General features: G+C 37.0%; 17 protein-coding genes. 5 read left to right on the forward strand and 12 right to left on the reverse strand.

Annotated features, from left to right (window positions below):
- Positions 1-213: 213 nt before the first annotated feature.
- Genes tssH through AAHK14_RS11180 form a run of 5 tightly spaced genes read left to right on the forward strand, consistent with a single transcriptional unit; the run spans position 214 to position 6,150 of the window.
- The gene (tssH, locus tag AAHK14_RS11160; RefSeq protein ID WP_065256181.1) at positions 214-2,865 is read left to right on the forward strand and encodes a type VI secretion system ATPase TssH; all 2,652 of its coding nucleotides are present in this window, start codon (positions 214-216) and stop codon (positions 2,863-2,865) included.
- Entirely contained in the window at positions 2,856-4,694 is a 1,839-nt protein-coding gene (locus AAHK14_RS11165; protein WP_065256180.1) for a PAAR domain-containing protein, read from the forward strand. Before tssH ends, AAHK14_RS11165 begins: the two co-directional genes overlap by 10 nt.
- The gene (locus AAHK14_RS11170; protein WP_065256179.1) at positions 4,691-5,302 is read left to right on the forward strand and encodes a hypothetical protein; all 612 of its coding nucleotides are present in this window, start codon (positions 4,691-4,693) and stop codon (positions 5,300-5,302) included. Before AAHK14_RS11165 ends, AAHK14_RS11170 begins: the two co-directional genes overlap by 4 nt.
- Positions 5,303-5,321: 19 nt before the next feature.
- On the forward strand, positions 5,322-5,543 hold the full coding sequence (locus AAHK14_RS11175; RefSeq protein ID WP_156065135.1) for a M43 family zinc metalloprotease: 222 nt from the start codon (positions 5,322-5,324) through the stop codon (positions 5,541-5,543).
- A gap of 10 nt (positions 5,544-5,553) precedes the next feature.
- Complete coding sequence (locus tag AAHK14_RS11180; protein ID WP_065256177.1) at positions 5,554-6,150, forward strand: hypothetical protein; 597 nt, start codon at positions 5,554-5,556, stop codon at positions 6,148-6,150.
- Between the two features lie 818 nt (positions 6,151-6,968).
- On the opposite strand, the gene AAHK14_RS11185 is transcribed toward AAHK14_RS11180, so the two are convergent.
- The 12 genes from AAHK14_RS11185 to tssB form a co-directional block, all read right to left on the reverse strand.
- Complete coding sequence (locus tag AAHK14_RS11185; protein ID WP_065256175.1) at positions 6,969-7,325, reverse strand: hypothetical protein; 357 nt, start codon at positions 7,323-7,325, stop codon at positions 6,969-6,971.
- A gap of 101 nt (positions 7,326-7,426) precedes the next feature.
- Positions 7,427-7,885 carry a hypothetical protein gene (locus AAHK14_RS11190; RefSeq protein WP_065256174.1) on the reverse strand — a complete coding sequence of 153 codons (459 nt, stop codon included), beginning with the start codon at positions 7,883-7,885 and terminating at the stop codon, positions 7,427-7,429.
- A 242-nt stretch (positions 7,886-8,127) separates the two neighbouring features.
- Positions 8,128-8,274: a hypothetical protein gene (locus tag AAHK14_RS11195; protein WP_156065133.1), complete on the reverse strand. Its 147-nt coding sequence runs from the start codon at positions 8,272-8,274 to the stop codon at positions 8,128-8,130.
- Positions 8,267-8,635 (reverse strand): hypothetical protein, encoded by a 369-nt coding sequence (locus tag AAHK14_RS11200; RefSeq protein WP_065256173.1) that lies wholly within the window; start codon positions 8,633-8,635, stop codon positions 8,267-8,269. The genes AAHK14_RS11195 and AAHK14_RS11200 overlap by 8 nt, the downstream gene beginning before the upstream one ends.
- A 40-nt stretch (positions 8,636-8,675) precedes the next feature.
- A complete protein-coding gene (locus AAHK14_RS11205; protein WP_143821943.1) occupies positions 8,676-9,116 on the reverse strand; it encodes a hypothetical protein in 441 nt (146 codons plus the stop codon).
- Between the two features lie 7 nt (positions 9,117-9,123).
- Entirely contained in the window at positions 9,124-9,765 is a 642-nt protein-coding gene (locus AAHK14_RS11210; protein ID WP_062498967.1) for a hypothetical protein, read from the reverse strand.
- Positions 9,766-10,053 (reverse strand): hypothetical protein, encoded by a 288-nt coding sequence (locus AAHK14_RS11215; RefSeq protein WP_115247916.1) that lies wholly within the window; start codon positions 10,051-10,053, stop codon positions 9,766-9,768. It lies immediately after the preceding gene.
- A 335-nt stretch (positions 10,054-10,388) separates the two neighbouring features.
- Positions 10,389-10,733 carry a hypothetical protein gene (locus tag AAHK14_RS11220; RefSeq protein WP_062498971.1) on the reverse strand — a complete coding sequence of 115 codons (345 nt, stop codon included), beginning with the start codon at positions 10,731-10,733 and terminating at the stop codon, positions 10,389-10,391.
- A complete protein-coding gene (locus tag AAHK14_RS11225) occupies positions 10,726-11,472 on the reverse strand; it encodes a hypothetical protein (protein ID WP_065256171.1) in 747 nt (248 codons plus the stop codon). The genes AAHK14_RS11220 and AAHK14_RS11225 overlap by 8 nt, the downstream gene beginning before the upstream one ends.
- Positions 11,469-12,020, reverse strand: coding sequence for a PAAR domain-containing protein (locus AAHK14_RS11230; RefSeq protein WP_065256170.1), 552 nt, complete (start codon positions 12,018-12,020; stop codon positions 11,469-11,471). Before AAHK14_RS11230 ends, AAHK14_RS11225 begins: the two co-directional genes overlap by 4 nt.
- A gap of 61 nt (positions 12,021-12,081) precedes the next feature.
- Positions 12,082-13,569, reverse strand: a complete 1,488-nt coding sequence (tssC, locus tag AAHK14_RS11235) for a type VI secretion system contractile sheath large subunit (RefSeq protein WP_065256169.1) — start codon at positions 13,567-13,569, stop codon at positions 12,082-12,084.
- A gap of 9 nt (positions 13,570-13,578) precedes the next feature.
- Positions 13,579-14,100 (reverse strand): type VI secretion system contractile sheath small subunit, encoded by a 522-nt coding sequence (gene tssB, locus AAHK14_RS11240; protein WP_065256168.1) that lies wholly within the window; start codon positions 14,098-14,100, stop codon positions 13,579-13,581.
- Positions 14,101-14,106: the final 6 nt, after the last annotated feature.

Consider the following 14,106-nt stretch of genomic DNA (forward strand, 5'->3'; position numbering starts at 1 on the left):
CTCATTATCATCCCATAGAAAGATGTAATTTTAAAGTAGTGTATGCCTTATCTATTCTTTAAATGATGATGGAACATCCTCCGTACTGGCAGAAGTCTAATCACAACAAACCTTCATCATTTTCTCATCTACCACAATCATGATTTAGTCGTGGACTTTTGGTTAGATATTTTGTTATGATATTGCTTTTAAACCACCAAACAAGGAACCGATATGTCTCAAATCAACCGCTCTGCTTTATTTGCCAAACTAAATACATCACTATATAAGAGCCTTGAAAGTGCTTTTATGTTTGCCAAGTTGCGTGAAAATCGCCATGTCGAGCTCTCTCACTGGATATATCAGCTTCTACAAATGAATGATACAGACTTGAGATTTATAGAGAGTCATTTTGAACTAAATCATGACTATCTAATAAGCGACATTGCAAACCACTTAAAAACCCTAAAAACAGGCTATGAACAGGTCAGTGACTTCTCTGATGACATCATGGCACTCATTGAAGAATCATGGCTGTACACCTCTTTAAAGTTTAATCAAACACACATCACCACAGGTCATCTTATTTACACACTGTTAGAATCCAACCAGTTTAAACACCAACTTCTTAGAATCAGTTCCGAATTTGGCAAAATCAATACTCAAAAGCTGTATGGCGACTACGACCAAATATGCCAACATTCCATTGAAAAACCCACAGCTCAGGAAGTCTCCTTGTCACCCAATGACCCAACGGGGCAATCCGCCTTGGCACGTTTTGGTACCAATCTTACCGAGCAGGCACGACAAGAGAAGTTAGACCCTGTTACAGGCAGGGATAACGAAATCCGCCAAATGGTGGATATACTCTCTCGCAAAAAGCAAAACAACCCATTATTGACTGGTGAGGCTGGTGTAGGAAAGACCGCTGTCGTTGAAGGTCTTGCCCTAAAAATTGCTCAAGGCGATGTGCCAAACCACCTAAGAGAAGTTGAAATCATCTTACTTGATATCGGTGCACTCAAGGCAGGGGCAAGTGTCTCTGGTGAGTTTGAAAATCGCCTAAAAGCAGTTATCAAAGAAGTTAACCAAAGTCCCAAGCCCATCATCTTGTTCATTGATGAGATTCATACATTGGTGGGTGCTGGTGGTGCCGCAGGTACAGGTGATGCCGCCAATCTTTTAAAACCCGCTTTGGCAAGAGGCGAGCTTCGCACCATTGGTGCAACCACATGGTCAGAATACAAAAAATATTTTGAAAAAGACCCCGCACTTACCCGAAGATTTCAAGTCATTCAAGTGCCAGAACCCAACCAAGAAGTGGCAACCGATATGCTAAGAGGCTTAGTGGACAGACTAGAATCCCATCATCAGGTACTCATCTTAGACGATGCCGTGCAAACTGCTGTCAAATTCTCAGCTCGCTATATTCCTGCACGACAATTGCCAGACAAAGCTATTAGCATTCTTGATACCGCTTGTGCTAGGGTTGCCGTCAGCTTAAACAGCACCCCTCTGTCTATCACCACCAAAGAAGAAAGCATAAAATCCATCGAACAGCAGATTCACCAGCTTCAAAAACAACAAGAATCAGGCTACCTAACCGATGGCGATGTCATTGCACAAAAACAGCAACAAATCCAAGCCATACAGTCAGAGTTAGATGTTATCAATGCACAATATCAAGACCAAAAACAACTTGTCGAGGCACTTCATGCAATCAGAGCATCCATAGCCTCATCGGATGATGATAAACCAGAGGAAATAAATGCCCTCAAAGCAGAGCAACAAGCACTTATCACAAAACTTCAGACCATACAAAAACAAGAGACGTTGGTTCATCCTGTGGTAGATTCTCATCTCATCGCTCAAATCATTGCTGAATGGACAGGCATTCCAGTTGGCAAAATGATGGATGACGAAGTGCAAAAAATCCTTCATTTATCAGAAACGCTCAACCAACGAATCATCGGTCAGCCTCATGCAACTGATATGATAGCCAAACGCATACAGACCGCCAGAACCAATCTAGACAACCCCAACAAACCGATTGGTGTCTTTATGCTAACAGGACCCTCTGGCGTAGGCAAAACCGAAACCGCCCTTGCACTGGCAGACATTATGTATGGCGGTGAACAAAACCTCATCACCATCAACATGAGTGAATACCAAGAACCTCATACCGTCTCCACGCTTAAAGGTGCCCCTCCAGGGTATGTCGGCTATGGTGAAGGTGGTGTGCTGACTGAAGCCGTTCGCAGACGTCCTTATAGTGTTGTCCTGCTAGATGAGATAGAAAAGGCTCATCCCGATGTTCACGAGATTTTCTTTCAGGTCTTTGATAAAGGATTTATGGAAGATGGCGAGGGTCGCTATATTGACTTCAAAAATACCATCATCATCCTAACCACCAATGTCGGCTCAGAGCTTACCCTGACTTTATGTCAAGACGAGCTTCTAAAACCCGATATAGAAGGACTGGCTACGGCATTAAGAGAGCCTCTATTGCAGACTTTTCCGGCAGCACTTTTGGGTAGAATCCAAAACATTCCCTACTACCCACTCAATCACAAGATGATGTCACACATCATCACCCTACAACTAAACAAAGTCATCAAACGCATGCAGGACAATCATAACATCACACTAAGCCATGATGATGCCGTCATCACCCTCATCACCAACCGCTGTCAAGAAATAGAGTCAGGCGGTCGTATGATTGATGCCATCATCACCAATCAAATCCTGCCCATGATAAGTCATGAGATACTTTTATCTATCGGCAATCCCAACCCCATAAGAAACATGACATTGACCGTTGTTGATAATGAATTTAAACTTACCATTGATAGACACACTCAACATGAGGATATCCCATGCCCCTAACTCGTTACTACATCCTAGAGAGCGATACCACCACTGCTGGTGGTATTGTCCAAACAACCACCAATCCTACTATCTTTAATGTCAGCGGTAAAAAACAAAGCTGTATCGGCGATGATGTTTGGTGTCCTGCTTGTCAATCAATGGGCAAAATTGTACCAACAGGTCCAAGATTATCTTTTTCACTCGGTGGGGCAATGCCTGCTTTAAATGATGATTTGTGTCTATGCAAATGTAATCCACCACCAAAACTTATCCATTCTCAGACAAGTTTTAAAGAGATTATTGATGATAATAGGCTTGCCCAATATCGCCAAGCACAAGCACAGTATCGCCAAGCAAAATTACAAAACAATCTAACCAGCACCAAGACTAACGATGAATTGCCAAACTTTACTGCGCATTTTAGAAGACCTGATGATTATCAAGGAGGATATGGGTTTGATTGGCTCCGTGATGAGTATCTTTATGGTACCGATAAAAGCAAAAAGGTATATTTCGGTGCAATAGAAGATTTGACGGAAGAATACCGTAGCTACCAAAGAAAAGAGTTAGTCAATTTATCAGAGATTATTCAATATGGCAGACCCAATGAATATACACCTGCTTGGTTAAACTTATTTTCACCAAGCAATCAATCAAAAACAGGTCTTAGTAGTGTAGATCTACACTTGTATTTTGAGCAGTCAGACCAAGACACACCCTTGACAGATGATGAGACGTTGCTGATATTTAGATGCAGTGATGGACTGATGGTAGATACACCCACTTTGACAATGAGCGATGTGTTGTCCAATATGACCAAAGAAAGCGTCAATCTTATTATGGAGCAGTCAGCCTATCAACAAAAAAAAACCGTGTATACATCAGGGGATGTGCCGACATCTGTAACCAAGACCATTATTTATTACAAGAGCAATTACCCCATGATTACTGTTACTTGTACCAGTGCTTTAAGCCAACTTGGCACCATAGAAGTGTTTGCCAAAAAGAATGGAATAGAAAAACGAGTCGGACTGCTGTGTGTATACCCAAATGCAAAAAGAAGAAAAGTCACGATACAACCCATTGAATTGGTAGCTCATCCATTTTCTGCTACAAATGCTTATCCACAAGATTATCCAAATGCCATTCAAAGCAAACTTTTTAGCCAAGTAGGTATTATAGCAGAAGTCAAAGAAAGTATTGGCATTAATTTAATAAATAAGCAAATTTTTCACAAAGATAAAGACGGTAAAGACACAATCACCACCATCAGTAGCCACCAGTTACAGCAACGACAGGAAATTGATGATTTTACCAAAAAATATCAACAGGCAGTGAATGATGTGAAAAATGTCAATTTGACTCCTTTGAATGGAGATAGTAGTAGAAAAGCCTTTGATGATGCTATTAAACTATTAAAATCTCTAAATATCATTCAGTATGAAACGGGTAATTATGAAAATGTCACCTATCTTATTTTAACCAATTATGTTGTAGCAGAAAATGATAAATTAACATTGGGTATGGCTGACAGAAAAGAGCCTGATGAATATGCAAAACGTCAATGTAAAATCACAAGAAACTGCAATTATTGGGGTAATCATGTCATTATCTACAGAAATATTTATAATGCCCATGATGAAACTCGGACGATTTTACATGAGCTGGGACATAGTTTGGGGTTGGAACATAGTTTTAACCATAAGGAACCAAATCATTTTGTATTGCAAGAATCCCACACAGACAATCTTATGGATTATAACTCAGGCATTACACTTAATAAATACCAATGGGATATTATCTATAATGATAATAATATCATTACTTTACAGGAGAAAAATAAATGAACTTGTTAAAATTCTTTATTGGAACTTTATTAGTTTTTAATACAACCATTTGTCTTGCTAGTGGCGGTTATTATCAGGTCATGCTAACCAATGAACAAATGGCACAGCGTCTTGATAAATATGATACGCTAAAATTTGTAAAATATTCTAAGACTTATGATAAAACAACTGGTCAATTTCATTATAACTTTCCTGATGAATTTATTTTATTCAATAATAAGGTAGAGCTTCTTAGATTAGAGTTGGGACTGAGTTATACAGACGAAGCAGATTGGCGATTATGGATGGACAGACACGATCCAAATAAAGTCAATATTATGACCAACTCAGATAAAGAAAAGATGATTATTCTTATCAGTACCATCACAGATGATAGACAAAAAGCTGAAAAATTGTTTGAGGAACTATACTCGACTTATCTAGAAAGATATGAGAAACTAAAGGATTTGCCTGAATGCAAACAATATTGCCCCATATCCGTAACGATACAATACGAAGATAAAGACATTGATTTGCGTGGCAAAATCAACGAAAGCAATATTTTACAAAACTACCCAAAAAATCGGCATAGTATTGACATTTTTTTTATTGCTGACTATAGATATTAATAAAGACACAATGGTTTTTATGGGTAAAAATCGGACGATTTTACACGAACTGGGACACAGCTTTGGATTGTCGCATACTTTTAGAGATGAGACAGGATTGAGATTTTCATGGGGTTATACCGACAATATCATGGACTATGAACATACCGAAAATGGCGATATTAATCCACACAAAGGCACTCAATGGTCTCTTTTTAAACACCATTGGGATATTATGAACAATGACAACAATCTTGAATAGGAGCAATCTGATGAAATATGTCCATCTATTATGTGTTTTTGTGCTCTGTGTTTATTCACAAATAAGTTACGCTGGTCGTTATCTCCCTATATTTTTAACTGATTTGGAGCTTGTAGAACGCATTGAAAAATACGATGATAAAAAGTTTATTGACTATCGCTTGATAAGCGGTTCAAATTATTATTTTGATGAGCATTATGTGTCACCTGATATCCCTTTTAGTGTTGGGCTACGATACTTTTTTCTTGGATATTTTGAACACTCAAAGGTGGTAAATAGTGGCGGTCGTATTCCGCAGGAGTTTTCATTGTTTTATGATAAAGACCCTGAGGAGCATCTAATATTTGATTTTGAAAAAGACAGAGTTATTACCTTAATTAAGATTGCTACCGATAACGAGAAAGAGGCTGAGGCTATTTTTTATAAACTATATCGTGATTTTTTAAGTCAAACCAAGCAAGAATGTCATGATTATTGGTGTTATATCGGCTCCCAATATATTTATGACGATATTATTATTAATTTTCACGGTAGATTACAGGGGCATGATAAAGATGTCAATACTGGAATTTATTGGATGGATATTAAGAGAATGTCAGAGCGATGATTATGCTCACTTTTTAAATGGCAATGGGACATCATCCAAAACGACAAAAGCATCCAAAAAGGTCAATCATATGTTTAAATCTTTGTTAGTATTTTTGACAATCATAGCATTAACACAAAACGCTTATGCTCTAACCGAAGAGTCGCTTTGCAAGCTATCTTCTTATATCAAAATTCTTAAATACAAATAATGAAAATTTTTAATTTTACATGAGTTGAGGTGTGGTTTTGGTTTAGTAATTGCTTATTTGTTTGAGAGCTAAAATAAGATTATTGGAGTAGAAAAGTTGTAAGATTCTACTATTTGCACAGAGTAAAGATGGATAGCATTACAGATTATATGTTTATGGTTTTTTATCTCTTTAAATACAGGAATAATAAACTATTCATAATGAATAATATCTGGAATGTTATCCAAATAAGAAAATGATTGTTATGACAATAAATAATCGATGACCATATCATATTCCAGACAGTTGAACTTTCTACAAATAAAAATATAAGATATTGACATGCAAAGTAAACAGAAAATAAAAAGGCATATCCAATTTTATTTCTCACTGGGGATAAAAATAGTGCGAAGAAAAAAGTAACTATAGCCAATAATTTAAATGCGACATCATCATCTCCTCCTGCACCATTAATTTGATATAAATACATTATTGAGTATTTATCATATCCAAAACAAATTTTATCATATTTAATAAAAAGTAAGGGAAATGCTGATAAAAACAGACATAGTTTTGATGTTATCAAAAAAAGTTTTGGCATGAGAATTTCTATTTATGGTTAATTAGATGAATAATATATTTTATCCGCCTATTCCAACACTTCAATAGTATATGTTTTTTCAAATTCTTTGCCAACAAACATACTGCCATAAGTACTCCCTGTTAATTTGATGGTAATTGGTTTTAGTTCAGACGGAGTGCCTGTAATAGTTAAGTTTGAGTAATCTGTTCTATAAACAGGTTTATTATATATGTCTTTATGGCTTTCATACACTTTCGGCTCTACCATAATATCTTCATTTGAAACTTGTATGTCAACCGTTTCCTCTATAATGGCGGCTTCTATCTCAATTTTTGCATAATAAGGTTGATTGAGATGTGCTTTGGGTAATTCTTGGGTTACAAAATGTGGACGATTAGCAAAATGCGATGAGACTTTAAACATAATAATTAAAAAAAACAATCAAAAATACTATGGTTGCCAAAAACCACAATGCCACTTTCTCCCATAATGCCATATTTTGCCATAACGCTGTCTTTTTCATGTCATACCCTTTTTACAATAAAAGCGGTTTTATGGTAGAGCATAAATTTATTAAGTGGCAAATTTGACTGAATAGACCAATTGTTCTTGCCCCAAGAAAATACCGTCAAGTGCACTATGTCTGTCAATTTAGTATTTAAATCAATGGCATTTTTTCCACTTCGCAATAAACTTGTCCATACTACCCAATGCTCTGGAATGACACCAAAGGCAGAATTGCCTTTTTGTAGTAATTCTGTATTGATTAAAGAGATAACATAATAATCTTGCTTGGTGAAATAAGCATTTAATTGAATATAATTTGCCAAAGTGTCTAATTCATATGTTTCAATGTGCTTAAAGCCAATTTTTTCCAACCAACCTATTAATTCATGAGGAAGGGTTATTCCTGCAGTCTCATCATCGGGCGATTTGTAGCGTATTCTTTTATTAAAGGTATCTCTTAAACTAGCTAAAGTCATCCAATCCAGTCCTAATATTTTGGGTTCATTATTGGCTTTAAAATAGCTGGTAGGATGTTTGGTTGCGTTCGATGGTTTAAGTTGTATTGATTTGATGTTTGCTACACCATGGTACCACAGACTCCAAACAAGACTTTTGTAGGTATTTTTATCCACTAATAGTAAAAAATAAAAAAATACAGCAGGACCACACAAAGAGGATAAGCCCTGGTCAGGAACCTCTCTACCCTCCAGCCTCTCCCTTAACGCCCTTCAATTACATTCCAAGCAAAAGGATCTAACTGGTCGCCAATGCCGTGCTCGTGTGCGATAAACGGTCTATTGCAAATGGTTTGAGTGATAACTGGTGTGCCAGTACCAGCAGAGGTGCAGGTAGTTTTATCACTCATTATTCATCTCCTTATTTTGCCAGTCCAAGTCCAGTTTAATTTCATAATCATCAGGTGAATCTGTAAAAAAGTGTGGGGTTTGACCATTTTCATCCGTTCTGCCTGAATGTATCTTACCTGTCTTTTTGTTTTTGGCGGTATATGAGACATTAGCATAAGGATAGCCATCATCATCTACAAAGCGTACTGAGGTGCTATAGGTGCTGGGTGTTTGAGTTGGACTTTCTTTTAGTTGAATAGCACTTATTGCCATGCCCTGCGAACTGACTTTTTCTTTAAAACTCATCTGCGAATGCACAAGCTTTGGCGGTGGATTACATTTACATAGACATAGGTCGTCATTTAGGGCAGACCAAGCCATTTACTTTAACAGCCGTAGATTATTGCTAGATTTATTAAAATCAATCAAGACCATCATCTTTTAAACAGTTTTTTATGTTTTTCCCATAAAAAACTTTTTTGTTATTAATGCAAAAATCAAATCCAGAAAATCCATGACCCCCAAGCTCATATTGATATAACATAAAATGATAAATTTTTTTATCATGAATCATGGAGGGGTAATTTTCAATGGTTAATTTTGATACTTTTTTCCCCAAGCCTTGCGAATAAACGGTTTGGCTATCATAACCAATATCAAGACCACTTGCATAACCTTCCTGAATCTCAAAGACTAAATCGTTTTGCTCAATAATTGCATTTTTTAATGAATTATTTTTGACAAGGTCTTTGTCTTGAGACATGATATGACTTATCCATAACATCAAACCAATCACCATAACAAAAAAACATAACATAAAAACAGCAATTGCCTTTATGAATTTTTCTACCCTTTCCATCATACCAGTCCTAAGCGCCAATTGCTTGCTTTACTTTTTCTTCATAAAGTCGAATCACTGCATCCAAATTTCTAGCCCTGACATTAGTTTCAAAATTTTTTGTTATCATTAAGTCGGGGTTTCTTTTAAATTTCAATGCCCAGTAATCAGCTATGATTTCTGCCTGAGATTCCATGTTGTAATCTGACAACTTGGACTTAATTGTCACAATATTAGAGACCGATTTATTCTGAGAAGTTTGCATTTTAATCACCTTGCTTCCAAATGTTTGGTGAATGTTGTATAAATAAGGGTTAGTGTCATTAAGACGAGCACAAGTATGTATTTTAGCACCTATCAAACGCACCCACATGCCCTTACGGCTTTGCCAGACATGAGCCATCTCATGGATGAATAAGTGCTTCATGCTATCGCTATCAAGAGCATAATTTTCTCTATATACCTTTTTTGCTGGATATAAATTGCCATTGGGTGTTACGATGGTTTCTTCTTGTTGATTAGGTAGGTAATCAACCTTAAATACTTTAACTGCTTGATACTTAATGGTTTCACCAAATATTAATCTTGCCAAGGCTATTTCTTCTGCCGTTAAATCTCTGCTTGGTATGTTAATGATTAGCTTGTCACCACTTTTATTGATTGGTATGCCCATTTAGTTGTCTCCATCTTGCGAGAAAAACAGCTCTAAATCCGTAATTTCTGTTTCTATATCGCTATAGAAAATATCTGTATTACCTTCATCATCAAGCTCTCCTTCGTATGTTATACCATCTATCTTTAATCTATATCTCAAAAATGGGGTAATATCATTATTTATTTCTCCAAAGTCGAACTTAATGCGTTTATCAAAAATTTTTGAACCACTCTTTTCCTTGTGATTCTTGGGCTGAGTGTTATAGCCATCATCAACCACTTCCCTAAAACTCGTCTGCGAATTCACCAGCTTTGGCGATGGAGTGCATTTACATAGACATAGGTCGTCATGCAGGGCTAGCGTTTGCCGTTTACTTTAGTGGAAAGTCTGTCTTGTTTCTAAGTTAAAATTCGCTTTATATTTTATCTGTAATAAAGATAATTTATTTATGCAATCTGATACACAAGACTAAAATAATCCTTCATAAAACTATTAAACAATTTTAACAATTTATTTTTTTACACCTTAATACCAAATACTTTCAAATGGATTTAAATAAATAGTCTTCTTCCAAACATTTCATTATAAGAATTTCAATAATGAATTCTTAATACAATCTAAGAATTTATCATAAAATATAGTCACTTATATATATTATCCACCACTCCTTTGTATACAATAATTTCTCTTTTATCAAAACCAACAACAATATTACTTTCAATGCCGTAATACCAAATGGCAATACTATGTATATTATTTTTATCAAAATCATCACAGCTAACCATAGATAAAACCAGACAATCATTTTTATCATATATTAGATCTGGATGTCCCAATCTATCTATAGCTGTATGCATATTATCACCTAAATTATTTACAATGAGATAAGGTTCAAATATTATATATAGCATCAAAATAAATACAATTAAAAATATCAAAATAATTAATTTATCCGCAATTTTCTCTACTTTGGTTTTTCTAATCACACAATCTCTCCTTGTAATTTTCTAAACCGTACACAGCGGCATCATGACCAGCATTATTTCCAGAAAAATCATTTAAAATATCTTTAAAGTATCCGTCCACTCCAGATTTGCTATGATATGCGGAAAAAACACTACCAATATAAATGTAACCAGTAAGAAAACTCCAAGCTAAAAATCCAGTAAAAGGATCCACTGTTCTTCTATATCTATACTGCACCAAGAAATACTGTAAATCAACCCCGTCTGTCGTATTAGGGTGAATACCCAAACTCCTAATATAGGATTGTTCATCACCTATTTCATTGCTGTAAAAATCCGGAGGGTTATCAAAAGTCCAAATACTTCTATTTTTTATAAATAAATCCAATGCTTCACAAAATGAAACTTTTTTTAATGATGTAGTTGGTGCTATAGGCTTATTATACCCAACAGAAATGATGGTTTTGTTCATAGAAATTTCTCCATACTTTACTTTTACTTCATAAGCATTATCATTATATTTCCCATTCATTGTTGGCATAACAAATATTTTATCTATCAAATCATTACCTATATATATTTCAAACCAAACAATATCAAAATAATCTGCATTATACACCTTACTACAGCCATTATCATCAAATACACCGTTATAAGACTTAGATTTTTTAAAAAACACCAATCTATATTTCAGCATTTTTCTAATTTTTTCGGATTTTGATGTAACTTTAATTCTAACAGTAAAATTTTTTTCACTCACAATATCACCTCTTCAAAAAAATGTATCTCAAAAGTTTCTTCTTTGTCCTTAGTTAACACTTCTGTTAAACCACATTTATCAGTCAATCCTTTTAAGATAGTACCGGTATTAGATACAGCAATATAATAAATACCAAAAATTGGGGAACCACTTACACTATCAATGCACTGAAATTGCAACTGATAATTATCATCTATAATAAAATTATCTTTTTGGATCAATGCCTCATTATTTATTGTGCGATTGCTATTATTCTCAATCACCTCCTTAAAACTCGTCTGCGAATTCACCAGCTTTGGCGGTGGAGTGCATTTGCATAGACATAGGTCGTCATTTAGGGCGGGCATTCGTCCATTTACTTTGGTGGAGAGTCTGCCTTGGTCTGGTGCAATCTTACCCATGGATTGACAAGCAGGACACCAAACATCATCGCCGATATAGCTTTGTTCTTTACCATAGACTTTAAAAGATAGGGTATTGGTGGTTTTTTGGACGACACCGCCTACGGTGGTGGTGTCACCCTCTAGGATGTAGTAACGCACAGTCATGATTTATTTCACTCACACAAAAACAAAATAGCAACCCCAAAGCAGGGTTGCTAGATACTCATCAATCCTTTCTTAGCGAAGGTAGTTTTGACACCAATCGCAAGGACACTGTCAATCCCTCAAGCTGATAGTGCGGACGCAAGAAAAACTTGGAGGTATAAAACCCTGGGTTGTCCGCCACTTCTTCTACGATCACTTCGGCTGCCGCCAGAGGTTTCTTGGCTTTGGTCTCCTGGGATGAGTTGACCGGATCGCCATCCACATAGTTCATAATCCAATCATTGAGCCAACGCTCCATGTCTTCACGTTCACGGAAAGAACCAACTTTATCACGCACGATACATTTTAGGTAGTGAGCAAAACGACAGCAAGCAAACAGATAAGGCAATCTGGCAGAGAGCTTGGCATTGGCTGTGGCGTCTGCATCATGATATTGGGTTGGTTCTTGTAGAGACTGTGCCCCGATAAAGGCGGCCAAATTAGAGTTTTTACGATAAACAAGTGGCATCAATCCGTTGGCAGACAACTCCGCCTCTCTGCGGTCGCTAATGGCAGTCTCGGTTGGGCATTTTAAGTCCACACCACCATCATCAGTCTCAAAGGTGTGAGTTGGTAGGTTTTCCACCGTACCGCCAGATTCAACACCACGGATAGAAGTACACCAACCATACTCGCTAAATGAGCGGTTGATATTGACTGCCATGGCATAAGCGGCATTTGCCCATGCATACCCTTCATGGTCTGATACCTGCTCTTCAAAGTGAAACTCATCAACAGGGTTACTGGCACTACTATAAGGTGCTCTCACCATAAATCTAGGTAATGCCAACCCCAAATACCTAGCATCATCACTGGCTCTCAAGTTTCTCCATGCTGCATATTCTGTGTTTTGGAATATTTTGGTGATGTCTCTTGGGTTTGATAACTCCTCCCAAGAATCCATCTGCATAAGGCTTGGATTAGCACCCGTAATAAACGGGCAGTGAGAAGCAGAGGATATCTTAGCAACCTCCGTCAAGATTTCAATGTCTTGTGGACTGTGGTCAAAATAATAATCCCCCACTAAGCAACCAAAGGGCTCGCCACCAAACTGCCCGTATTCCTCTTCATAGATTTTTTTGAATATTGGGCTTTGATCCCACATCACCCCTTTAAACTTCTTGAGGTTGCGAGCGAGTTCTTTTTTGGTTAAAGGCATAACCTTGATTTTAAGCAGGTGATTGGTCTCGGTGTTATTGACCAAATGATGTAGCCCACGCCAAGCACTCTCCATTTGCTTAAATTCTTCGTGATGGATAATCTCATTGATTTGGTCGGATAGCTTTTTATCAATCTGAGCGATGATTGCTTGGATGGTTTGATAAGTGTCCGATGAGTGCTTGACAGTGTTACCCAGTGCTTGGCGAGCCAATGTTTTTAGCGCACCTTGAACCGCATCTTCTGCTTGCTTGGATTTGGGTTTGAATTCTTTATTGACCAAAGCCTCAAAGTCGTTATCAAAAACGGTCTGAGTCTGGGTATGCGTTTGATGTTCGTGTTGCGTAGTCATGACGCCTCCTTAGGAATTATTATCTTCTGATGTGGCGTTTTTTGGCAAAGTTGCCAAAGATTGAAGTAGCTCATTGTCAGATAGAATCTTATCAATCAAATCTTCTGCCCCCGCCTTACCATCCATATAGGAAAGTAGATTTGACAACTCTGTTCTTGCATCCAAGAGTTGCTTTAATGGGTCAATTTTTTGTGCGATTTGCTCTGGTGAGAAATCCTCCATTTTTTCAAATTCCATTTCAATACCGAGCTGAGTCCCATCCTCTTCTAATCTATTATCTACATTAAAAGCAACTCTAGGCTTGATTGATTTCATTCGGTCGTCAAAATTGTCCGCATCAATCTCCATGAATGCTCTATCGGCAATGCTTGGCAACTCCTGCTTGCTTTTGCCTGCCAAGTCAGCAAACACACCCATCACAAAGGGCAATTCTATCTTTTTTTCGGTGCCATACACCTCCACATCATACTCAATCTGAACACGAGGCGAGCGGTTTTTGGCAATAAATTTCTGAGCGGATTTACTACTCATGTCATC

The organism is Moraxella sp. K1664 (genome assembly GCF_039693965.1).
Classification (GTDB): domain Bacteria; phylum Pseudomonadota; class Gammaproteobacteria; order Pseudomonadales; family Moraxellaceae; genus Moraxella.